The organism is Streptomyces sp. NPDC006711 (assembly GCF_042869775.1).
Taxonomy (GTDB): domain Bacteria; phylum Actinomycetota; class Actinomycetes; order Streptomycetales; family Streptomycetaceae; genus Streptomyces.
This window is the reverse complement of the sequence record NZ_JBIAGO010000002.1, coordinates 339088-359129: the sequence shown is the minus strand read 5'-3', so window position 1 is coordinate 359129 and position 20042 is coordinate 339088. Positions and strand designations below refer to the sequence as shown.

General features: G+C 71.1%; 17 protein-coding genes. 10 read left to right on the top strand and 7 right to left on the bottom strand.

All coding sequences use genetic code 11. From position 1 onward, the window contains the following. Nucleotides 1-83: 83 nt before the first annotated feature. Together ACFYM2_RS05685 and ACFYM2_RS05680 are read left to right on the top strand one after the other, a co-directional pair. Entirely contained in the window at nucleotides 84-872 is a 789-nt protein-coding gene (locus tag ACFYM2_RS05685) for a VOC family protein (RefSeq protein ID WP_388833605.1), read from the top strand. 190 nt (nucleotides 873-1062) lie between these two features. After that, nucleotides 1063-1314: a WhiB family transcriptional regulator gene (locus ACFYM2_RS05680; RefSeq protein WP_358993448.1), complete on the top strand. Its 252-nt coding sequence runs from the start codon at nucleotides 1063-1065 to the stop codon at nucleotides 1312-1314. Between the two features lie 206 nt (nucleotides 1315-1520). Here ACFYM2_RS05680 and ACFYM2_RS05675 read toward each other — a convergent pair whose 3' ends face one another. The 3 genes from ACFYM2_RS05675 to ACFYM2_RS05665 all read right to left on the bottom strand — a co-directional run bounded on the left by ACFYM2_RS05675 (nucleotide 1521) and on the right by ACFYM2_RS05665 (nucleotide 5464). Continuing rightward, nucleotides 1521-2489 (bottom strand): acyl-ACP desaturase, encoded by a 969-nt coding sequence (locus ACFYM2_RS05675; protein WP_358993445.1) that lies wholly within the window; start codon nucleotides 2487-2489, stop codon nucleotides 1521-1523. Between the two features lie 520 nt (nucleotides 2490-3009). Further along, nucleotides 3010-4650 (bottom strand): ABC-F family ATP-binding cassette domain-containing protein, encoded by a 1641-nt coding sequence (locus ACFYM2_RS05670; protein ID WP_388833602.1) that lies wholly within the window; start codon nucleotides 4648-4650, stop codon nucleotides 3010-3012. 397 nt (nucleotides 4651-5047) lie between these two features. After that, nucleotides 5048-5464, bottom strand: coding sequence for an SsgA family sporulation/cell division regulator (locus ACFYM2_RS05665; RefSeq protein ID WP_358993439.1), 417 nt, complete (start codon nucleotides 5462-5464; stop codon nucleotides 5048-5050). A 366-nt stretch (nucleotides 5465-5830) separates the two neighbouring features. On the opposite strand from ACFYM2_RS05665, the gene ACFYM2_RS05660 reads away from it, so the two are divergent. Beyond that, the gene (locus tag ACFYM2_RS05660; protein WP_358993436.1) at nucleotides 5831-6904 is read left to right on the top strand and encodes an oxidoreductase; all 1074 of its coding nucleotides are present in this window, start codon (nucleotides 5831-5833) and stop codon (nucleotides 6902-6904) included. 93 nt (nucleotides 6905-6997) lie between these two features. On the opposite strand, the gene ACFYM2_RS05655 is transcribed toward ACFYM2_RS05660, so the two are convergent. Beyond that, complete coding sequence (locus ACFYM2_RS05655; protein WP_388455968.1) at nucleotides 6998-7297, bottom strand: YciI family protein; 300 nt, start codon at nucleotides 7295-7297, stop codon at nucleotides 6998-7000. A 324-nt stretch (nucleotides 7298-7621) separates the two neighbouring features. On the opposite strand from ACFYM2_RS05655, the gene ACFYM2_RS05650 reads away from it, so the two are divergent. After that, complete coding sequence (locus ACFYM2_RS05650; protein ID WP_388455970.1) at nucleotides 7622-8332, top strand: endonuclease V; 711 nt, start codon at nucleotides 7622-7624, stop codon at nucleotides 8330-8332. Nucleotides 8333-8430: 98 nt separating this feature from the next. Here ACFYM2_RS05650 and ACFYM2_RS05645 read toward each other — a convergent pair whose 3' ends face one another. Further along, entirely contained in the window at nucleotides 8431-9612 is a 1182-nt protein-coding gene (locus tag ACFYM2_RS05645) for a saccharopine dehydrogenase family protein (protein ID WP_388455972.1), read from the bottom strand. 333 nt (nucleotides 9613-9945) lie between these two features. Between ACFYM2_RS05645 and ACFYM2_RS05640 the strand changes: the two genes are divergently transcribed. The 4 genes from ACFYM2_RS05640 to ACFYM2_RS05625 all read left to right on the top strand — a co-directional run bounded on the left by ACFYM2_RS05640 (nucleotide 9946) and on the right by ACFYM2_RS05625 (nucleotide 15782). Next, entirely contained in the window at nucleotides 9946-11097 is a 1152-nt protein-coding gene (locus ACFYM2_RS05640; RefSeq protein ID WP_388833598.1) for a CaiB/BaiF CoA transferase family protein, read from the top strand. A 1-nt stretch (nucleotide 11098) separates the two neighbouring features. After that, nucleotides 11099-12241, top strand: a complete 1143-nt coding sequence (locus ACFYM2_RS05635) for an acyl-CoA dehydrogenase family protein (protein WP_388455976.1) — start codon at nucleotides 11099-11101, stop codon at nucleotides 12239-12241. Between the two features lie 39 nt (nucleotides 12242-12280). Then, nucleotides 12281-13495: an acetyl-CoA C-acetyltransferase gene (locus tag ACFYM2_RS05630; protein WP_358993418.1), complete on the top strand. Its 1215-nt coding sequence runs from the start codon at nucleotides 12281-12283 to the stop codon at nucleotides 13493-13495. A gap of 112 nt (nucleotides 13496-13607) precedes the next feature. After that, nucleotides 13608-15782 (top strand): 3-hydroxyacyl-CoA dehydrogenase NAD-binding domain-containing protein, encoded by a 2175-nt coding sequence (locus ACFYM2_RS05625; protein ID WP_388833594.1) that lies wholly within the window; start codon nucleotides 13608-13610, stop codon nucleotides 15780-15782. Between the two features lie 232 nt (nucleotides 15783-16014). On the opposite strand, the gene ACFYM2_RS05620 is transcribed toward ACFYM2_RS05625, so the two are convergent. Next, nucleotides 16015-16764, bottom strand: a complete 750-nt coding sequence (locus ACFYM2_RS05620; RefSeq protein ID WP_388833591.1) for a MerR family transcriptional regulator — start codon at nucleotides 16762-16764, stop codon at nucleotides 16015-16017. 407 nt (nucleotides 16765-17171) lie between these two features. Then, nucleotides 17172-18158 carry a sphingomyelin phosphodiesterase gene (gene sph, locus ACFYM2_RS05615; RefSeq protein ID WP_388833588.1) on the bottom strand — a complete coding sequence of 329 codons (987 nt, stop codon included), beginning with the start codon at nucleotides 18156-18158 and terminating at the stop codon, nucleotides 17172-17174. Nucleotides 18159-18347: 189 nt separating this feature from the next. Between sph and ACFYM2_RS05610 the strand changes: the two genes are divergently transcribed. Both ACFYM2_RS05610 and ACFYM2_RS05605 read left to right on the top strand, forming a co-directional pair. Beyond that, nucleotides 18348-18800: a hypothetical protein gene (locus ACFYM2_RS05610; protein WP_388833585.1), complete on the top strand. Its 453-nt coding sequence runs from the start codon at nucleotides 18348-18350 to the stop codon at nucleotides 18798-18800. Nucleotides 18801-19117: 317 nt separating this feature from the next. Then, a complete protein-coding gene (locus tag ACFYM2_RS05605) occupies nucleotides 19118-19996 on the top strand; it encodes an oxygenase MpaB family protein (RefSeq protein WP_388833582.1) in 879 nt (292 codons plus the stop codon). Nucleotides 19997-20042: the final 46 nt, after the last annotated feature.

Sequence of the window (20042 nt, the reverse complement as noted above, 5' to 3'; positions counted from 1 at the left end):
AATTGTCAGTCCCCGGTACAAGACTCAAGATGGCAGGACAACGGGATCCCCGACGGAGCTCACGATTCACGAAGGAGCTCATCATGCTCACCACCCGTTATGTCACGGGCTCTCCCAGCTGGTTCGATCTCGGCACACCGGACATGGACGCAGCGGCGGCCTTCTACGCGGGCGTGTTCGGCTGGACTTTTCAGCCTGGCGGGCCTGAGGTCGGCGGGTACGGCACGTTCCAGGCCGGGGGCAAGACCGTCGCGGGCGGCATGGCGGCCGCCCCCGGGCAGGGCGAGCCCGCCTGGAAGGTGTACTTCCAGACCTCGGACATCGAAGCCACGGCCCGATCCGTCGAGCAGGCCGGGGGCAGCGTCACCGCGCCCCCCATCGACGTCATGGAGCTCGGCCGCAGTGCTTTCTTCCGGGACCCGGCGGGCGTCGGCTTCGCGGCCTGGCAGCCGCAGCGGATGAACGGCATGGAGGCGGCCGGCGACCCCGGCACTCTGGGCTGGGTCGAGCTGTATACCCCGGACGTCACGGCGGCCACCGGGTTCTACCACGCGGTGTTCGGCTGGGAGACCTCCGAGGTGCCCTTCCCCGGCGGCACCTATACGACCGTCAACCCCGCCACCGCGGGGCCGGATTCCATGTTCGGCGGCATGGTTCCGTTGGACAACGACGCGGTGGAGGCCGAGGCGGGCGCCTACTGGATGCCGTACATCGAGGTGGACGACGCCGACGCGACGGCTGCCAGGGCGCGGGAACTCGGCGGCACCGTCCGTATGGCGCCCATGGACGTGGCGGGGGTGGGGCGGCTGGGCAGGATCGCCGATCCGTTCGGTGCGCGCATCGCCTTTGTCACGAGTTCGGCGGCGTCCTAACCGCGGGTCGGGCGCGGGCCGGGCGGACGTTCCCGCGGAGGCCTCAGTGGTGCCGGGTCCCCAGCGGCGCCGGGTCGGGCGCGGCGGGGTCGATACGGCCCGCGACGCCGACCGCGCCCCCGGGGTGATCGACGTCGGCGTTCACCGTTCGTTGACCGGACGTTGATCGGCGCCCGGGAGCGTGGCGGACATGCTGAACAAGACCATCGACACCGGCACGGAACTCGCCTGGCAGGAGAACGCGTTGTGCGCGCAGGCCGGGCCCGAGTTCTTCTTCCCGGCGCCGGGCAGTTCGACGCGCGAGGCCAAACAGCTCTGCGGCGCCTGCGAGCAGCGCACAGCCTGCCTCGAGTACGCCCTGGCCAACGACGAACGGTTCGGAGTGTGGGGGGGCCTCTCCGAGCGGGAACGGCTCGACCTGCAACGCGCCCGGCAGCGCTGAGAGCGCTCTCGGGGATGCGTCGGCGCCCACCCCGGCGCCCGCCCGCGCACCTGCCCTGGCCCTTGGCCCTTCCCGGCGTCCGCCCGCCCGAACGCCTGCCCCAGCGCTTGCCCAGGCCTCCGCCCGGCGCACCCGGACGTACGCCCGGACGCATGTCCCGACGCACCCCAGGGCGCCGCCGTGTACCCGGCAGCGCCCTCGGAAGATCAGCGACGAGCCGCCATCCGCGCCTTGCGTGCGGCCAGCTTCTCGTCGAACTTGGCCGCCTCGGAGTCCAGCCCACCCATGTACATGCCGAGCTCTTCCTGGGCCTTCAGGCCCTCGGGGCCGAGCCCGTCGATCTCCAGGACCCTGAGGTAGCGCAGCACCGGCTGAAGGACGTCGTCGTGGTGGATGCGCATGTTGTAGATCTCGCCGATCGCCATCTGCGCCGCCGCCCGCTCGAAGCCGGGCATGCCGTGACCGGGCATCCGGAAGTTCACGACGACGTCCCGCACCGACTGCATCGTCAGATCCGGGGCGATCTCGAAGGCCGCTCCGAGCAGGTTGCGGTAGAAGACCATGTGCAGGTTCTCGTCGGTCGCGATGCGCGCCAGCATCCGGTCGCAGACCGGGTCGCCCGACTGATGGCCGGTGTTGCGGTGCGAGACGCGCGTCGCGAGCTCCTGGAAGGCGACGTAGGCGACCGAGTGCAGCATCGAGTGCCGGTTGTCGGACTCGAAGCCCTCGCTCATGTGCGCCATCCGGAACTGCTCCAGCTTGTCCGGATCCACCGCTCGCGAGGCGAGCAGGTAGTCGCGCATCACGATGCCGTGCCGGCCCTCCTCGGCGGTCCAGCGGTGCACCCACGTGCCCCACGCGCCGTCGCGGCCGAACAGCGAGGCGATCTCGTGGTGGTAGCTCGGCAGATTGTCCTCGGTGAGCAGGTTGACCACCAGGGCGATCTTTCCTATGTCGGTGACCTTGGACTGCTGCGGGTCCCAGGCCTCGCCGTCCTCGAAGAGGCCGGGGAAGTTTCGGGCGTCGGACCAGGGCACGTAGTCGTGCGGCATCCAGTCCTTGGCGACCTTGAGGTGCCGGTTGAGCTCCTTTTCGACTACCTCTTCCAGCGCGAACAGCAGTCGGGCGTCAGTCCACGCGTCCGAACTGCCGAGGTGGGGAGAAGTGATCGTCACGAGGGTGCTCCAGGGGGACGGAAAAGGGGGACGGCAGGCGTACCTACGCATACGTAGGTTACGAGACCGTAGGTTAAGGCGGCCGTAAGCCCCAGCCAAGTCCGTCCTTCCCTTCGTCCGGTTACGTTCTGTTGTAGGCGCAGGCAGGCGGGGCCGGAGGAGAGGCAAGTCACCTTCTCGAACGAGGGCTCCTGTGAAGCGAAACACGCGCTGGGCCCATGCGGAAACAAGACGCGCGCGGGGCCCGGCCGGATCGTGTGCGACCCAACCGGGCCCCGCCCCCGCCCCGTGACAGCCGCCGGGCGGCGGCGGACCCGGCGCGCCCCCAGGTGGCGGCCGACTCGGCGCACTGCCCGGCGGCCGCCAGCTCAGCGCACGCCCCGACAGCGGCCTGCTCCACGCACCGGCCGACAGCGGCCGACTCAGCGCACCGCACGCACCCCCCCCGGGCCGCGCCCGGCTCAGCGCACCCCCCCGGGCGCCGCCCGGCTCGACGCACCCCCCCCGGGCCCCGCCCGGCTCAGCGCACCGCCAGGCCGTCCCTGACCGCTTCCGCCGTCGTGTCGGTGAGCTTCCCGTCGAGCAGCAGCCAGCGGGTCACGCCGATCGACTCCAGGAACGGCACGTCGTGGCTCGCCACGACGAGCGCGCCCTCATAGGCTTCGAGCGCGGCCTTGAGAGCGCTCACACTGGCCATGTCCAGGTTGTTGGTCGGCTCGTCCAGCATCAGCAGCCGCGGCGCGGGCTCCGCCAGGAGCAGCGCGGCGAGCGCGGCCCGGAAGCGCTCTCCGCCCGAGAGGGTCCCCGCCGGCCGTTCCGCCCGCGCCCCCTTGAACAAGAACCGGGCCAGCCGCGCCCGGATCGCGTTGTCGGTGGCTCCGGGGGCATGGCGGGCCACGTTCTCCACCACGCTCGCGGCGTCGTCGAGTACGTCCAGACGCTGGGGCAGGAAGCGCAGCGGCACATGGACCTCCGCCTCGCCCGCCACCGGCTCCAGCTGCCCGGCGAGCGTTCTGAGCAAGGTGGTCTTGCCCGCTCCGTTCCGCCCGACCAGCGCGATCCGCTCGGGGCCGCGCACATCGAGTTCGCCCTCCACCCGCGCCCCGTAGGGAAGGCGAAGGTCCCTCAGGGTCAGGACCCGGCGGCCCGGGTGGACCGTGGTGAGCGGCAGCTCGATCCGGATCTCCTCGTCGTCACGTACGGCCTCCGCCGCATGGTCGAGGCGTTCGCGCGCCTGGTCGAGGCGTTCGGTCTGGATGGCGCGGTGTTTGCCCGCCGACACCTGCGCCTCGCGCCGGCGGTTGTTGGCGACGATCCGCGGCACCACCTTGTTGTCGTAGCTCTTCTGCCCATAGCGCTGACGCCGCGCCAGTTTTACCTGAGCCTCGGTCAGTTCACGCCTTTGGCGCTGCACATCGGCCTCGGCCACGCGCACCATCCGTTCGGCCGCCTCCTGTTCGGCCCGCAGCGCCTCCTCGTACGCCGTGAAGTTGCCGCCGTACCAGGCGAGTTGACCATCGCGCAGGTCGGCGACGCGGTCCACCCGGTCCAGGAGCTCCCGGTCGTGGCTGACCACGACGAGTACCCCGTTCCAGGAGTCGACGGCGTCGTACAGGCGTCGCCGGGCGGGCAGGTCCAGATTGTTCGTCGGCTCGTCGAGCAGCAGGACATCGGGGCGCTTCAGCAGCAGTGCGGCCAGGCGCAGCAGCACCGACTCGCCGCCCGAGAGCTCACCGATCGTGCGGTCCAGGCCGATGGCGCCGAGACCGAGCTGGGTGAGTGCGGCCCGGGCGCGCTCCTCGACGTCCCAGTCGTCGCCCACCGTCTCGAAGTGCCGCTCGTCCGCGTCGCCGCCCTCGATGGCGTGCAGCGCGGCGCGCACCGCGTCGATGCCCAGGGCCTCGTCCACCCGTGAGGTGGTGTCCAGGACCAGGTTCTGCGGCAGGTATCCGACCTCGCCCGCCGTCCTGATCGACCCCGAGCTCGGGGTCAGGGTGCCCGCGACGAGCTTCAACAGGGTTGACTTACCTGACCCGTTGAGGCCGACGAGGCCGGTGCGGCCGGGACCGACGGCGAGCTGAAGGTCCTCGAAGACGGGCGTGCCGTCTGGCCACGCGAAGGACAGCGCGGGGGAGCTGATCTGGAGGGGGGAAGATGACATGCGGGTCTCCCGGTTGCGGGGAAGAGGAATGCGGGCAACGGGGGTTCTGAGACACCGCTCAGGGCACGAAGAAGGCCCTGGTCGTGTGAGGGACATGGCTCGGAGGCAGAGGTCACACCGGACGCGCCGCACGGAAGGGAGTGCGCGTGGCGGTGTCTCAGGGCCTCAGACGAGCAACGTCCTGCTCCATTCGACGACAACAGGGCCAGTCACGAACGTACGCCGCCCCCCGGAGTCCGGGCAAACCATTTAACGGCCGACGTCGGCGGGCCGGGCGCCAGGCGGGGAGGAGCCGGGAAAGCCGGGAGATCGAGGATATCCGGGGAGCCGTGGCACCGCCCGGCCGGGCAGGATCGGAGACGGTGCGGGAGAGGAGCGCCGGCCCCGGCGGATCCGTTCAGCAGGCGTCGCGCAGCAGTACGGCCAGGTCCTTGTCCAGATCGAGGTACTGGTGCTCGCGGCCGGCCGGCACCAGGAGTTGGGCGCGCTGGAGGAAGCGGCGGACCTCGGAGGTGCGGATGTGCACCATGGCGACGCCCTCACGGGCGTGGAACTCCAGGACGGTGCGGTCATAACCGTAGGGGCGCACCCGTACGTCGCCGACCCCCGAGGGGGCGTCGACGCCCGCTTCGAGCAGTTCGCGGGCGAATTCCCAGGAGACGTCGGTGCCTTCCAGAGTGGCGGGAGCAGGGAAGGCCATCCGCACGGCGAAGGGGTCGTCCGGGTCGTAGCGCAGTGTCGCGGGCACGGTCTCCATGCGGGGCGCGGACGCGATCAGGCGTACCTGGACGGGCTGCTCGATGACGGTGGACAAAGCCCTGCTCCCTCAGCCTCGGGGGTTCTCTCCTGCCGCCCGGAGAGACGTCGAAACGCAGCGTTGCGTGCACCGGAGGTTCACGTGACCTGCGTCACTGCCGACCGTCAACGCGCGGCGCGCGAAGCACATTGGTCGTCATGGCGCTGGTTCCCCCTATCACTCCAGCCACACTGGATCACTCGCGTCTCGTATGGCTCAACGGCTGGCCCCTCATTGCCCCTCGTCGCTCCTCTTTGCCCCTCGTTCCCCGGTGGGCTTCAGTGAGCGGTGCGCGATTGCCTTACGCCCCGCCGCTCGGTCGCCGGGGACCCGTGGCGTACGCACTCTGGACGGGCGAGTGGGGCTGGGCTAGCTTCCGACGCCATGAGGTCCATGGGGAAGACGCGACGCATGCTGTCGGTGGGGGCGGGCGCGCTGGCGCTCGCGGCCGCGCTGGCGGTGCCGGCCCAGGCACACGAACACCGCACGCCGGGCTGGCAGATGAAGGACACCGCGAGTGACGCCCGCTTCCGGGGGCTCGCCGCCGTCAGCCGGTCCACCGCCTGGGTGGCCGGGACCAAGGGCACGGTCCTGCGGACCCTGGACGGCGGCCGCACCTGGAAGAACGTCTCCCCGCCCGGCGCGGCCGGTCTCGAATTCCGCGACGTCGAGGCGTTCGACGCCCGGCGCGCCGTGGTGCTGGCCATCGGCGAGGGCGAGGCGTCCCGGGTCTATCGCACCGAGGACGGCGGAGACACCTGGAGCGAATCGTTTCGCAACACCGACCCGAAGGCGTTCTACGACTGTCTGACGTTCTTCGACCCCCGGCACGGCCTGGCGATGAGCGACCCCGTCGACGGCAAGTACCGCATCCTGTCCACCGCGGACGGCGGCCGATCCTGGAAGGTCCTGCCCAGCCAAGGGATGCCGGCCGCCGAGCCAGGCGAGGCGGGCTTCGCCGCGAGCGGCCAGTGTTTGGTCGCCTCCGGGCCGAAGGACGTGTGGCTGGCCACGGGAGGCGGCGCCACCGGACGCGTGCTGCACTCCGGCGACCGGGGCCTGACCTGGACCGCCGCGGAGGCGGGCATCGACGCGGGAGACCCGGCCCGTGGCGTGTTCGGGCTCGCTTTCCGCGACCGTACGCACGGTATCGCGGTCGGTGGCGACTACCGGGCGGGACAGCCCTCACCGAGGGCAGCGGCGGTCACCGGGGACGGCGGCCGGCACTGGGACCCGGCGGCAACGCCCGTGGCCGGCTACCGCTCGGGCGTCGCCTGGCTCCCGCACACCCGGGCGTCCGCGCTCGCCGTCGGACCGACCGGCACCGACGTGACCCGCGACGGCGGCCGCACCTGGACCACGGTGGACACCGGTTCGTACGACACGGTCGACTGCGCCCACGACGGCGGCTGCTGGGCCGCCGGCGAGCAGGGCCGGGTGGCGCGGCTCACGGACTAGAGAAGCGCTCACGCGGCGGGCGGCCGCTTACGCACTGGACGAGCGCTCGCGGACTGGCCCGGTGCGTACCGGCCACATGCGGGCGTATGCGGACTAGACGGGCAACGTCTGCTGGTACGAGGCGAGTTCGGGGGCGACCTTGGTCGCGATGAACTCGGTGATCGTGTAAGCGCACACGCCGTTGACGAGGAAGGGGTCGTCGGCGACGAGCCGTTCCATGGCGGCGCGGTCGTCGCCCACAGCCAGGATGATCCCGCCGTCGCGCGGCTCCTTTCGGCCCGACGCGATGAAGACGCCGGCCTCGTAATGACGGTTGAGCCAGGTGACATGGGCGTCGAGCAGCGCGTCGACGCGGTCCAGCGGGGCGGTGTAGCTCAGCTCGAGTATGAACATGATCGCCAGATTACGCGCAGCCCGTGGGACGGCTCGGGGGCGGTCCGGAGCAAAGTCCGGGCCGTGGGCCCGCGTCCGTCGCCGGGCGCTCCGTTGGCCGCACCTGCGCGGCGCCCGGGTTCGTCCTCCTCCGCCTCCGCGTCAGCCGCATCTGCGCGCCCGGGTTCGCCTGCTTCCGCGCCTGCGTCAGCCGCACCTGCGCGCCCGTGTCCGTCATACCTGCGCGTCCGCGTCCGTCACGCGCCCTTCGCTCGCCGCCCACGGCGTGCGAATGGGCGGACGGCCGAAAAAGGGCGTCCCGGCGCAGCGCCTATGGTGGGCGCCATGGAGATCATCACGGGGATTCCGCAGGGCTGGCCGGGCGATGAGGCGGCCGCGCTCGCCGTGCAGGACGAGTTGCGCGGCCGCGTCGTACGGGACGAGCCGGGGCCTCCGCCGGGCAGCGGGCTCGTCACCGGCGTCGACGTGGCCTACGACGACGAGCGCGACCTGGTCGTCGCGGCCGCCGTGGTGCTGGACGCCGTGACCCACGAGGTCGTCGAGGAGGCGACCGCGGTGGGCCGCGTGGCCTTCCCCTACGTTCCCGGCCTGCTCGCCTTCCGGGAGATCCCCACCGTGCTCGCCGCGCTCGATCGGCTCCGCTCGGGCCCGGGGACGGTCGTGTGCGACGGGTACGGGCTCGCACATCCGCGCCGCTTCGGCCTCGCGAGCCACCTGGGCGTCCTCACCGGGCTGCCCGTCATCGGGGTGGCCAAGAACCCGTTCACGTTCACCTACGAGCCACCGGGGCCGCGCCGCGGCGAGAGCTCACCGCTGCTGGCCGACGACGGCGCCGAGGTAGGCCGCGCCCTGCGTACCCAGGACGCCACCAAACCCGTCTTCGTGTCGGTCGGTCACCGGATCAGCCTGGACGGCGCGTGCGCCCACACCCTCGAACTGGCCCGCCGCTACCGCCTCCCCGAGTCCACCCGGCGCGCCGACTCGCTGTGCCGCCGGGCTCTCAAGGAAGCTCAACAGGCGCTGGCGCAGCAGTAGTTGGGTGGCTCGTGACCGGCGGGTGCGGCGCGTGTTGCGGGGCTTTGCCGGGCTCCGACCGTACGAGGCCTCCGACCGCACGCGGTCTTCCGGCCGCCTCAGCGTGTGTGCGCGACCCGGAAGCGCATCCCGGCGGCCCGCAGGCGCTCGATGAGGGCGGTCCCCATCGCGGTCGCGGGCGTCAACTGGCCCGCCCGCTCTGGCAGTTCGTCGAACGCGAGGCAGAGCGCCGCCTCGGCGAGGATCTTCGCGGTCTCGTCATAGCCCGGGTCGCCGCCGCAGACCTCCGTGAAGACACGGCGGCCGCCGCCCTCGCCGACGAAGCGGACCGTGAACCAGCTGCGCGCCCGGCGCGCCTCGTCCGGCCCCTGCCCCCCTTCGTAACGGTTCATCAACCAGTCCCGGACGGGCGGGAGTTGGCTGGCGGCGGCGACGGCGCCCACCGCCGCCACCCCGCCGATGGCGAACGGCAGGTGCTTGACGGCGGCGAAGTGCCGGTAGCGGAAGTCGGGCCCGTACCGCTCATCGGCCGCCGCCGAACGGGCGATGATCTGCGGGTCGATGGTGGGCATCGGCAACGCCCAGGCGCCGGCCTCCTTGCTGAAGTGCGGCGCGCCGAGCTGGGCGCGCGCCTGCCGCCCCACCAGACGCGGCTCGTGCAGGCGGCGCTCCCGCGCGGCCCGCGCGGTCTGCGTGCCACGGCTCAGCGCGGTCAGCGTGGAGGCGAACGTGCCTCCGGAGAACATCGCGTTGGTCCGCACGAAACCGTCCACCCGCAGCGGTACGCCGGTCGGGAGTTGGCGCACCGTGAACAGGGCGCCGAGGTCGTGCGGCACCGAGTCGAAGCCGCACGCGTGCACCAGACGGGCGCCCCGCTCACGGGCCAGCGCGTCGTGACGGACGTACATCGTGTCGACGAACTCCGGCTCCCCGGTCAGGTCGAGATAGTCGGTACCGGCCTCGGCGCACGCCTCCACCAGGCCCTCGCCGTACCAGACGTAGGGGCCGACGGTGGTGGCGACGACCCGGCTGGACTCGGCGAGCGAGCGCAGTGAGGCGGGGTCGGTGGAGTCGGCGGTGATCAGGGGCAGCGTGGCGCAGGCCGGGTTGAGTTCCGTCAGGCGCTCGCGCAGCCGCTCCAACTTGGTGCGGTTGCGGCCGGCGACGGCCCACCGGCAGTCGTCGGGCGCGTGCAGGGCGAGGTACTGGGCGGTCAGCGCCCCGACGAAACCCGTCGCGCCGAACAACACGATGTCGTAATTCCGCTTCGAGGGTTCCACCTGTGCCTCCGCACTTCTGCTGCTGGGTGACGCCGTCGGCCGATGCCGGGTTGTGAGGCTAGCGTGCGGCGACCGGTCGCGGCATCCGGGCCCGGGCGGAGCCGGCCGACGGGCGACGGGGGGTGGAGCACGCGGTGCGCCGGGCGTGCGCCGGGGTGGGCCAGTCGTCAAGCCGGGCGTACCGGGGCAACCCCCGCCCCTGCGGTGTCGCGGCGCGCTGAGTGGTTGCTCATGAACGGCTTGTGCGCGTTGCTCATGAGGGCTTGTGCACAGTGGAACGTGTTCTTAGCATCATTGATGTTACATCAGTTGTGTCACAGTGCTGGGGGCTTGATGGCAGCGACAGGAACCGGCCCGCTCGCCGGGGTGCGCGTGGTCGAACTGGCGGGCATCGGGCCCGGCCCGTTCGCCGCCATGCTCCTCGCCGACCTCGGCGCCGACGTGGTGCGGGTGGACCGCCCAGGGGGTCCTGGCCTCGGCGTCGACCCGGCCCATGACCTCACCAACCGCAACAAACGCTCCGTGCTCATCGACCTCAAGGTGCCCGAGGGCCCCGGCCTCGTACTCGACCTGGTCGAGCGCGCCGACATCCTCATCGAGGGCTACCGGCCCGGCGTCGCCGAACGCCTGGGGGTCGGCCCCGAGGTGTGCCTGGGCCGCAATCGCGCCCTCGTCTACGGACGGATGACCGGCTGGGGCCAGGACGGGCCGCTCGCCGCCCGGGCCGGACACGACATCGCGTACATCGCCGTCACCGGCACCCTCGGCATGATCGGCGACGCGACGGGCGGCCCGGTCGTCCCGGCCAACCTCGTCGGTGACTACGCCGGCGGCTCGCTCTACCTGGTCATCGGCGTCCTGGCGGCCCTCCAGCACGCCCGGGCGCAAGGAGCGGGCCAGGTCGTGGACGCGGCGATCGTCGACGGCAGCGCCCACCTCGCCACGATGATCCACGCCATGGTCGCGGCCGGCGGCTGGCAGGACCGGCGCGGCGTCAACCTCCTGGACGGCGGCTGCCCCTTCTACGGCACCTACGAGACCTCGGACGGCCAGTACATGGCGGTCGGCGCCCTTGAGCAGCGGTTCTACGACGAATTCGTCCGCCTCCTCGCCATCCAGGACGTGGCCTCCGCCCGCAACGACCCGGCCGCGTGGCCCCAGCTGCGTACCGCCGTCGCCGACCGGTTCCGTACCCGCACCCGCGAGGAGTGGACGGCCCTCTTCGAGGGGTCGGACGCCTGTGTGGCGCCCGTGCTCTCCCTCACCGAGGCCCCGCGCCACCCGCATCTGGCCGCCCGCGCCACCTTCACCGCGTACGACGGCGTCACCCAGCCCGCGCCCGCGCCCCGCTTCTCCGCCACCCCCGCATCCATCCGGCGGCCCCCCGCCCTGCCGGGCGCCCACACCACCGACGTCGCCCGCGACTGGGACGTGCCCTCGCTCACGGCGGATCCGGCGACACCAACTCCCGTACAGGAGGCTTGAGTTGAAACGGCAGATCTTCAGTGCCGAGCACGAGGCGTTCCGCGAGACCGTCCGCACCTTCCTCGCCAAGGAGGTCCTGCCGTACTACGAACAGTGGGAGAAGGACGGCATCGTCTCGCGCCAGGCGTGGCTCGCCGCCGGCAAGCAGGGGCTGCTCGGCCTCGCGGTGCCCGAGGAGTACGGGGGCGGCGGGCAGAGCGACTTCCGCTACAGCGCCGTTCTCGCCGAGGAGTTCACGCGCGCCGGGGCGGCCGGGCTCGCGCTCGGCCTGCACAACGACATCGTCGGCCCGTATCTGACCGGGCTCGCCACCGAGGAGCAGAAACGGCGCTGGCTCCCCGGGTTCTGCGACGGCTCGCTCATCACCGCCATCGCCATGACCGAGCCCGGCGCCGGCTCCGACCTCCAGGGCATCCGCACCACCGCCGAGGACAAGGGCGACCACTGGCTGCTGAATGGCTCCAAGACGTTCATCTCCAACGGCATCCTCGCCGACGTCGTGATCGTGGTCGCGAAAACCACCCCGGAGGGCGGCGCCAAGGGCCTGTCCCTCCTGGTCGTGGAGCGCGGCGCCGAGGGTTTCGAACGCGGCCGCAACCTCGACAAGATCGGCCAGAAGTCGCAGGACACCGCCGAGTTGTTCTTCCACGACGTACGCGTACCGAAGGACAATCTCCTCGGCGAACTGGACGGCGCCTTCATCCACCTGATGACCAACCTGGCCCAGGAGCGGATGGGCATCGCGGTCGCCGGCATCGCCGCCGCCGAACACCTCCTGGAGATCACCACGAGTTACGTCAAGGAACGCGAAGCCTTCGGCCGGCCGCTCGCCAAACTCCAGCACATCCGGTTCGAGATCGCCGAGATGGCCACCGAGTGCGCCGTCACCCGCACCTTCCTGGACCGGTGCATCGTGGACCATTCCAACGGCGAACTCGACGCCGTCCACGCCTCCATGGCCAAGTGGTGGGCCACCGAACTGCAAAAGCGCGTCGCCGACCGCTGTCTCCAACTGCACGGCGGCTACGGCTACATGACCGAGTACCGGGTCGCCAAGGCGTTCACCGACGGCCGCATCCAGACGATCTACGGCGGCACGACCGAGATCATGAAGGAAATCATCGGCCGCTCCCTGCTCGGCTGACCGCGCATCCCGAACCACCCTCATCCGAAAGGCCCGACGTTGAGCACCGAAGCGTACGTATACGACGCGATCCGCACCCCGCGCGGACGCGGCAAGGCGACCGGCGCCCTGCACGGCACCAAGCCGATCGACCTCGTGGTGGGTCTGATCCACGAGATCCAGCACCGTTTCCCCGGCCTCGACCCGGCGGCCATCGACGACATCGTGCTCGGCGTCGTAGGCCCGGTCGGCGACCAGGGGTCCGACATCGCCCGCATCGCCGCGATCGCCGCCGGACTGCCCGACACGGTGGCCGGTGTCCAGGAGAACCGCTTCTGTGCCTCGGGCCTGGAAGCCGTCAACCTGGCGGCCATGAAGGTCCGTTCGGGCTGGGAGGACCTGGTGCTGGCGGGCGGCGTCGAATCCATGTCGCGCGTCCCGATGGCGTCCGACGGTGGCGCGTGGTTCGCGGACCCGATGACCAACTACGCCACCAACTTCGTGCCCCAGGGCATCGGCGCCGACCTCATCGCCACCATCGAGGGCTTCACGCGCCGCGACGTCGACGAGTACGCCGCCCTGTCGCAGGAACGGGCCGCCGAGGCGTGGAAGGAGGGCCGCTTCGCCCGCTCCGTCGTGCCGGTCAAGGACCGCAACGGCCTCGTCGTCCTCGACCGCGACGAACACACCCGCCCCGGCACCACGGCGGACTCGCTCGCCGCACTCAAACCCTCCTTCGCCGGCATCGGCGACATGGGCGGCTTCGACGCCGTGGCCCTTCAGAAGTACCACTGGGTCGAGGAGATCAACCACGTCCACCACGCGGGCAACTCCTCGGGAATCGTGGATGGTTCGGCCCTCGTCGCCGTCGGCTCCCGCGAGGTCGGAGAGCGGTACGGAATGACGCCGCGCGCCCGCGTCGTCGCCGCCGCCGTCTCCGGCTCCGAGCCCACGATCATGCTGACAGGGCCGGCGCCCGCGACCCGCAAGGCGCTCGCCAAGGCGGGCCTGAGCATCGACGATATCGACCTCGTGGAGATCAACGAGGCCTTCGCGGCGGTCGTGCTGCGCTTCGTCAAGGAGATGGGCCTCAGCCTCGACAAGGTCAACGTCAACGGCGGCGCCATCGCGATGGGCCACCCGCTCGGCGCGACCGGCGCCATGATCCTGGGCACCCTCGTGGACGAGCTGGAGCGGCGCGATCTGCGCTACGGCCTCGCCACCCTGTGCGTGGGGGGCGGCATGGGCGTCGCCACCATCGTCGAGCGGGTCTGACCGCCCCCTCCCGGCGCCGCCTCATACGGCTCACCAGGCCCATATGGCTCACCTGGCCCATATGGCTCGCCCGGCCCATCCGGCTCACCCGGCTCATACGGAGATCGCAGCAATGACCAAGAGCACGACCATCCGCTGGGAACAGGACGAGAGTGGCATCGTCACCCTCGTCCTGGACGACCCCAACCAGTCCGCCAACACGATGAACCAGGCCTTCAAGGACTCCATCGCGGCCGTCGCCGAGCGCGCGGAAGCCGAGAAGGACTCCATCCGGGGCATCATCTACACCTCCGCGAAGAAGACCTTCTTCGCGGGCGGCGACCTCAAGGACATGATCCAGGTCGGCCCCGAACTCGCCCAGCAGGCCTTCGACACCGGCACCGCCATCAAGAACTCGCTGCGCCGCATCGAAACCCTCGGCAAGCCGGTCGTCGCCGCCATCAACGGCGCGGCCCTGGGCGGCGGTTACGAGATCGCTCTCGCCTGCCACCACCGCATCGCGCTGGATGCGCCCGGCTCCAAGATCGGCCTGCCGGAGGTCACCCTCGGGCTGCTGCCGGCGGGCGGCGGCGTGACCCGCACCGTACGCCTGATGGGCATCGCGGACGCGCTCCTGAAGGTGCTGCTCCAGGGCACGCAGTACTCCCCGCGACGCGCCCTTGAGAACGCTCTCGTGCATGAGATCGCCGCCACGCCCGACGAGATGATGGCCAAGGCACGCGCGTTCATCGACGCCCACCCGGAATCCCACCAGCCGTGGGACGTCAAGGGGTATAAGATCCCGGGCGGCACGCCGTCCAACCCGCGCTTCGCCGCCAACCTCCCCGCGTTCCCGGCCAACTTGAAGAAGCAGCTCCAGGGGGCGCCCTACCCGGCGCCGCGCAACATCCTCGCGGCCGCCGTCGAGGGCTCGCAGGTCGACTTCGAGAGCGCTCTCACCATCGAGGCGCGGTACTTCACCGAGCTGGTGACGGGGCAGACCTCGAAGAACATGATCCAGGCCTTCTTCTTCGACCTCCAGGCCGTCAACTCCGGGGTCAGCCGTCCCCAGGGCATCGAACCGCGCCCCGTGCGCAGGGTCGCGGTCCTCGGCGCCGGGATGATGGGCGCGGGCATCGCGTACGCGTGTGCCCGGGCCGGCATCGAGGTCGTCCTCAAGGACGTGTCGCTCGAAGCGGCCGAGAAGGGCAAGGCGTACTCCGAGAAGCTGTTGGTGAAAGCGCTCTCACGGGGGCGTACGACCGAGGCCCAGCGGGACGCGCTGCTCGCCCTGATCACGCCGACCGCCGACCCGCGGGCGCTCGCGGGCTGCGACGCGGTCATCGAGGCCGTCTTCGAGGACACCGCTCTCAAGCACAAGGTGTTCCAGGAGATCCAGGACATCGTCGAGCCTGACGCGCTGCTCTGCTCCAACACCTCGACGCTGCCGATCACCGGGCTCGCCGAGGGCGTCACGCGGCAGAGCGACTTCATCGGCCTGCACTTCTTCTCGCCCGTCGACAAGATGCCGCTCGTGGAGATCATCAAGGGCGAGCGCACGGGCGAGGAGGCGCTGGCCCGCGCCTTCGACCTCGTACGTCAGATCAAGAAGACCCCGATCGTCGTGAACGATTCGCGCGGCTTCTTCACCTCGCGGGTGATCGGCCAGTTCATCAACGAGGGCGTCGCCATGGTCGGGGAGGGCGTCGAGCCCGCCTCCATCGAGCAGGCCGCGGGCCAGGCCGGCTATCCGGCCAAGGTGCTCTCCTTGATGGACGAGCTGACCCTGACCCTGCCGCGCAAGATCCGCAACGAGACCAAGCGGGCGGTCGAGGAGGCCGGCGGGGTCTGGCCCGGTCATCCCTCGGACGCGGTCATCGACCGCATGGTCGACGAGTTCGGCCGCACCGGTCGCAGCGGCGGGGCGGGGTTCTACGAGTACGGCGAGGACGGCAAGCGGGGCAGGCTCTGGCCCGGCCTGCGCGAGCACTTCACCAAGGCGGGGCACGCGATCCCGTTCGAGGACATGAAGGAGCGGATGCTGTTCTCGGAGTCCCTGGACACGGTCCGCCTCTTCGAGGAGGGCGTTCTGACCTCCGTCGCCGACGCCAACATCGGCTCGATCATGGGCATCGGCTTCCCCGCCTGGACCGGCGGCGTCCTCCAGTACATCAACGGGTACGAGGGCGGACTGCCCGGCTTCGTGGCCCGCGCCCGTGAACTCGCCGAGCGCTACGGAGAGCGCTTCCAGCCGCCTGCGCTGCTGGTGCGGAAGGCGGAGCAGGGGGAGACGTTCCGGGACGCGTAGCGCTGCGCGGGGTGGGGGTGTGGGCGCGGGGGCGTGGACACGTGGGCGTGGGCGCGGGGGGCTCGGTGGTGCGGGGCTTGCGGTTTCGGGTCCGGGGCTGGAGTCAGGCCGGCGGGCGCGGGGGCTGGTGGTGCGGCTCCCCGCGCGGGGCCTGATGGTGCGGCTCCCCGCGCCCGTGCGGCTTCCCGCGTGCCCGTTTTTCTGGCGGCTCGTCAGGACTCTCGCGGACGCCTCAGGTCTCGCGGGCAGCCTCTGCCGAACCGAAGGCCGCCCTCAGCTCTTCCTTCAGGGAGCGCTGGAAGGCGGTGACCAGAGCCTGCAACACCATGGGCTGCATGTGCGCCGAGAGCGATTTCATCGCCTCGACGTGATCGGGGTCGGACTCCCGCTCCCGGTAGGGGTTCCACACCTCGTCACGGAAGAGCCGGGTCAGCTCGTGCGCGGCCGAGCGGGTGTGCTCCATCAGGACCGTACGGGCCGCCAGGATCGTCTCGTGCGCGATGGGAACGTGCAGGAGCTGGACGCCGAGCGCGAGCAGACCCGGATCGACGCGGAAGGTGTCGGCGGAGTCCGCGATGGGTTCAAGGACGTTCATCGCGGCGAGCCGGTCGAGGTCGGTGGAGGACAGTGGCCGCCCGGCCCGGCGTTCGAGCTCGGCTCGGCTCACGTCGTCCGCCGAGTCGGGTGCCCAGGAGGCGACCACGGCCCGGTGGATGGCCAGGTCGTGCGCGCTCAGGTCGGCCGGCAGCTGCTGGAGGTAGCGTTCGATCGCGGCCAGCGTCATCCCGTGGTGCTGCAACTCCTCGATCAGCGCGAGCCGGGACAGGTGCGCGGGGCCGTAGTGCCCCACCCGGCGCGGTCCGATCACGGGCGGCGGGAGCAGGCCCCGGGTGCCGTAGAACCGGATGGTGCGGACGGTGACACCGGCGCGCGCGGCCAACTCGTCAACCGTGAGTGTCGGCTCCTCGGTCTCCGTCGCCATGGCAGTGCCTCCCCGGTGTTTCCGGCCGCCGGTGTGCGTGGCCGATCCGGTGCAACAGTATTGCTGTCTCACCAGCACTGCTCAATATGGTCGGGGGTCGGGGGTCGGGGGTCGGGGGTCGGGAGCCGGGGCCCAGGGGCTCCGGGGTCTTGGGTCCTGGGCCCCGAGGGTCCTGGGGCCCCGAGGTCCGGCCGGGTGGGGCCGGGTGGGGCCGGCCCGCGCGGCGAAGTGGGCGCCGGCCGGCTTGCCGTGGACCTCACCAGGGTCTGATCACGCTCTGCTTGAACGCGCTCTCCCGGTGCGTTCTGATCCGGCCGTCAGCCGTCAGCCGTCAGCCGTCAGCCGTCAGCCGTCAGGCGTCAGCTGTCAGCCGTCAGCTGTCAGCCGTCAGCCGGGGGGCTGCGGCGTTATGCGGTCCGGCCGGCCTGGAGGGGGTAGTGGTCGCTGAGGTTGGTGTACGTGTAGTCGGTGCCCCAACTGCTCACCTTCCAAGGCGCCGTGGTCTCCTGCACCACGTTGTTGTTCCAGTTGGAGGGGCGGGCGTGGCCCGCGACGTGCAGGACGTAGTCCAGGTCCTCACTCGGGTCCGTCGGGTAGCGGAAGCGCGCTATGGAGTTCTCGGTGGTGTCGAAGGAGTACGCGTGTCCGGTGCGCGAGTCGGCGCCGACCAGGCCGCCGTTCGCGAGCATCGAGGCGTACTCGGACCCGTGCGAGTCCACGTTGAAGTCGCCCGCGACCATGACCTCCTCGCTTGCCGGAATGTTCTTCGCGTCGAGGAAGGACTTGATCGCCTTGAACTGGAGGGCGCGGTCCTTGACCGCCTCGCCCGCGCCGCACCCGGAGTCCGTCGACTGGGTGTGGGTGGCCACCATGTGCACCTTGGTGCCGTTCACGTCCAACACCACATAAGTGAAACCCTTGTTGGACCACCAGTCCGAGCCGCAGGCGTCCTTGTGGATGAACTGCTCCTTGCGCACGATGGGCCACTTGCTGAGGAGGGTGACACCTCCGTCCTCGGGGCTGGTGGCGGAGTAGGAGCCACCGGTCGCGTCCCACCCGTCCTTGCTCCGCCCCACCACCGGTGTCTGGTACGGGTACTGGGCCGAGGCGTTCCGCTTCAACGCGTCCGAGGCGGTGTTGTCGAACGCCTCCTGAAGCACCACGACGTCGTTGCCCTGGAAGAAGGGGGCCGCGGGAATGGCCTGAGCCCGGTGGTCCTGGCCCCAGTTGGGGTACAGGCTCTGGCTCATCAGGAACGTGTTGTACGTCAGCACCTTCAAGTGGGGCGGTTCGGCCGCGGCGGCCGTCGCGGGGGTGGCGGCCGCGAACGTGGCGGCGCTGAGCGCGACGGCGAAGGCGGCCCCGGAGGCCCGGCGGAACGAAGAAGGCGACACACGAACTCCTCAATGGACAACGGATGTTGAACGGCGTGCCTCATCAAATCAGCTCCGGTTACCTAGAGGTAACCTCCCTGCGTCCGCACACTTGTCTCTGTCATACGATCAGGGGTGCGACAGCCCGGGCGACACCGCGCCGGGGCGCGTGAGATAGGGGTGTCAGTAGTGAATCTCATCCCGATAAACGTGGGTCCCCTCAACCCCACGGTGCAGGACCTCGCGATCGGCCTGGTGTCGTTCGTGTTCTGCTTCTGGGTGCTGGCGGGTGTGCTGCTTCCGCGCATCAGGCGGACGTTGGAGGAGCGGGAAGCGCTGACCTCGGGCCGTACACAGGAGGCGGAGGCTACCCTCGCGGAGGCGGCTGAGGTGCGCGCCCGGTACGAGGCCGAACTCGCGGGGGCGCGACACGAGGCCGCGCGCATCAGGCAGCAGGCCAAGGAGGAGGGCACCGCGGCGATCGCCGCCGCCCGTGCCGAGGGCGCGCGAGAGCGCGATCACATCCTGGCGTCCGGCGCCGCGGACATCGCCGCCGCCCGCGCGTCCGCCGAGGCCGAGCTTCGTCCGTACGTCCATGTCCTCGCCGCCGAGCTGGCCGGCCGCATCCTCGGCGAACCACTCCCGGCCCCGGCAGACCGCTGACCCGAGTCGTGCTCGACCGCCCCACTCGCCCTGATCGCGCCCGCACCCCGAGACCGCGCCCGCACGCTCTGACCGCGCCGCCCGGCAGCCTCCATGCTCGGCGAATGCGTCGCGTGACTTGAATGTGCCTCACGGTGACCGCCTTGAGCGCCGACACGTTGGTTCGTGGTCGCTGGAGAGCGGGGCTGCGGAGCCCGCCCCTTGCGCGGCCGGCTCCGCCGCCCCCTGGGTGCCGTCGTGATCGGGGCGCTTGCATACTGGAATCCCTACAAACACGGCAGTGCACCACAGTCCGGTCAGTCCCAGGGAGCCCAGTCATGAGCCGCCGCGAGTGCGCGCCCGCGCCCCCGTCGCCCGGAGGCGTCCTCTGGAGCCTTGCCGGGGACGTGAGGATGCTGCTCACCCTGCCCGCCGCGCTTACCATGCAGGTCGCGCACCCCGCCGTCGGAGCGGGTGTGGACGAGCACTCGGTGTTCCGCACCGATCCCTGGGGTCGCGGAGAGCGCTCTCTGCGTTCGCTCCAACTCTGGGTATACGGAGGCGACCAGGCCGCGCGGGAGGGACGCCGGCTGCGGGAACTGCACAAGAAGATCCAGGGCACGGATGCCACCGGGCGGCGCTACCACGCGCTGACCCCGGCCTACTACGCCTGGGTGCACGCCACCGGTTACCCCGTGTACGCGCACGCCCAGCAGTACATCGGCCGGCCCTTCACCGAGGCCCAGCATCGCAAGCTGTACGCGGAGTGGCTGCAAGTAGGCCGGATCCTCGGGATCCGCGACCGGGACATGCCGCAGAGCATCGAGGAGTTCTGGCCCTACTACCGCAAGGTCCTCGCGGACGAGATCCGGTCCAACGTCGTGGTCGAGGACCTTGTCGCCACCGACCGCCCCGTACCGGCTCCCGACCGTGGTCCGCTGCCTCTGCGGTTTCTGCTGAGAGCGCTCTGGCCGGTACTCCTGCCCCCGCTGGCGCGCTTCCGGCGGTTCGTGACCATCGGGTTCATGCCGCCGGACGCACGCGAGGCGATCGGGCTCGACTGGACGGACGAGCAGGAACTCGCGCTGCGCCGCCTGGGCCGGGTGGTCCGCGTGGTTGTACCCCTGCTGCCCGAGCGGCTGCGCTACTTGCCGCTCGCGCGCCGGGCACGCGCCGACTTCCGGCGTTCGGCGGCTCGCGGGAAGCGCTCTCAATGACCCGAGGGCCCCGGTCCGCCGAGGGGTCGGCTCCGGGGGGCGACCT

Coding starts and splice junctions, on each gene's coding strand:
- ACFYM2_RS05685 (WP_388833605.1), top strand. CDS start 84: ATGCTCACCACCCGTTATGTCACGGGCTCTCCCAGCTGGTTCGATCTC.
- ACFYM2_RS05680 (WP_358993448.1), top strand. CDS start 1,063: ATGCTGAACAAGACCATCGACACCGGCACGGAACTCGCCTGGCAGGAG.
- ACFYM2_RS05670 (WP_388833602.1), bottom strand. CDS start 4,650: ATGTCATCTTCCCCCCTCCAGATCAGCTCCCCCGCGCTGTCCTTCGCG.
- ACFYM2_RS05660 (WP_358993436.1), top strand. CDS start 5,831: ATGAGGTCCATGGGGAAGACGCGACGCATGCTGTCGGTGGGGGCGGGC.
- ACFYM2_RS05655 (WP_388455968.1), bottom strand. CDS start 7,297: ATGTTCATACTCGAGCTGAGCTACACCGCCCCGCTGGACCGCGTCGAC.
- ACFYM2_RS05650 (WP_388455970.1), top strand. CDS start 7,622: ATGGAGATCATCACGGGGATTCCGCAGGGCTGGCCGGGCGATGAGGCG.
- ACFYM2_RS05640 (WP_388833598.1), top strand. CDS start 9,946: ATGGCAGCGACAGGAACCGGCCCGCTCGCCGGGGTGCGCGTGGTCGAA.
- ACFYM2_RS05625 (WP_388833594.1), top strand. CDS start 13,608: ATGACCAAGAGCACGACCATCCGCTGGGAACAGGACGAGAGTGGCATC.
- ACFYM2_RS05620 (WP_388833591.1), bottom strand. CDS start 16,764: ATGGCGACGGAGACCGAGGAGCCGACACTCACGGTTGACGAGTTGGCC.
- ACFYM2_RS05605 (WP_388833582.1), top strand. CDS start 19,118: ATGAGCCGCCGCGAGTGCGCGCCCGCGCCCCCGTCGCCCGGAGGCGTC.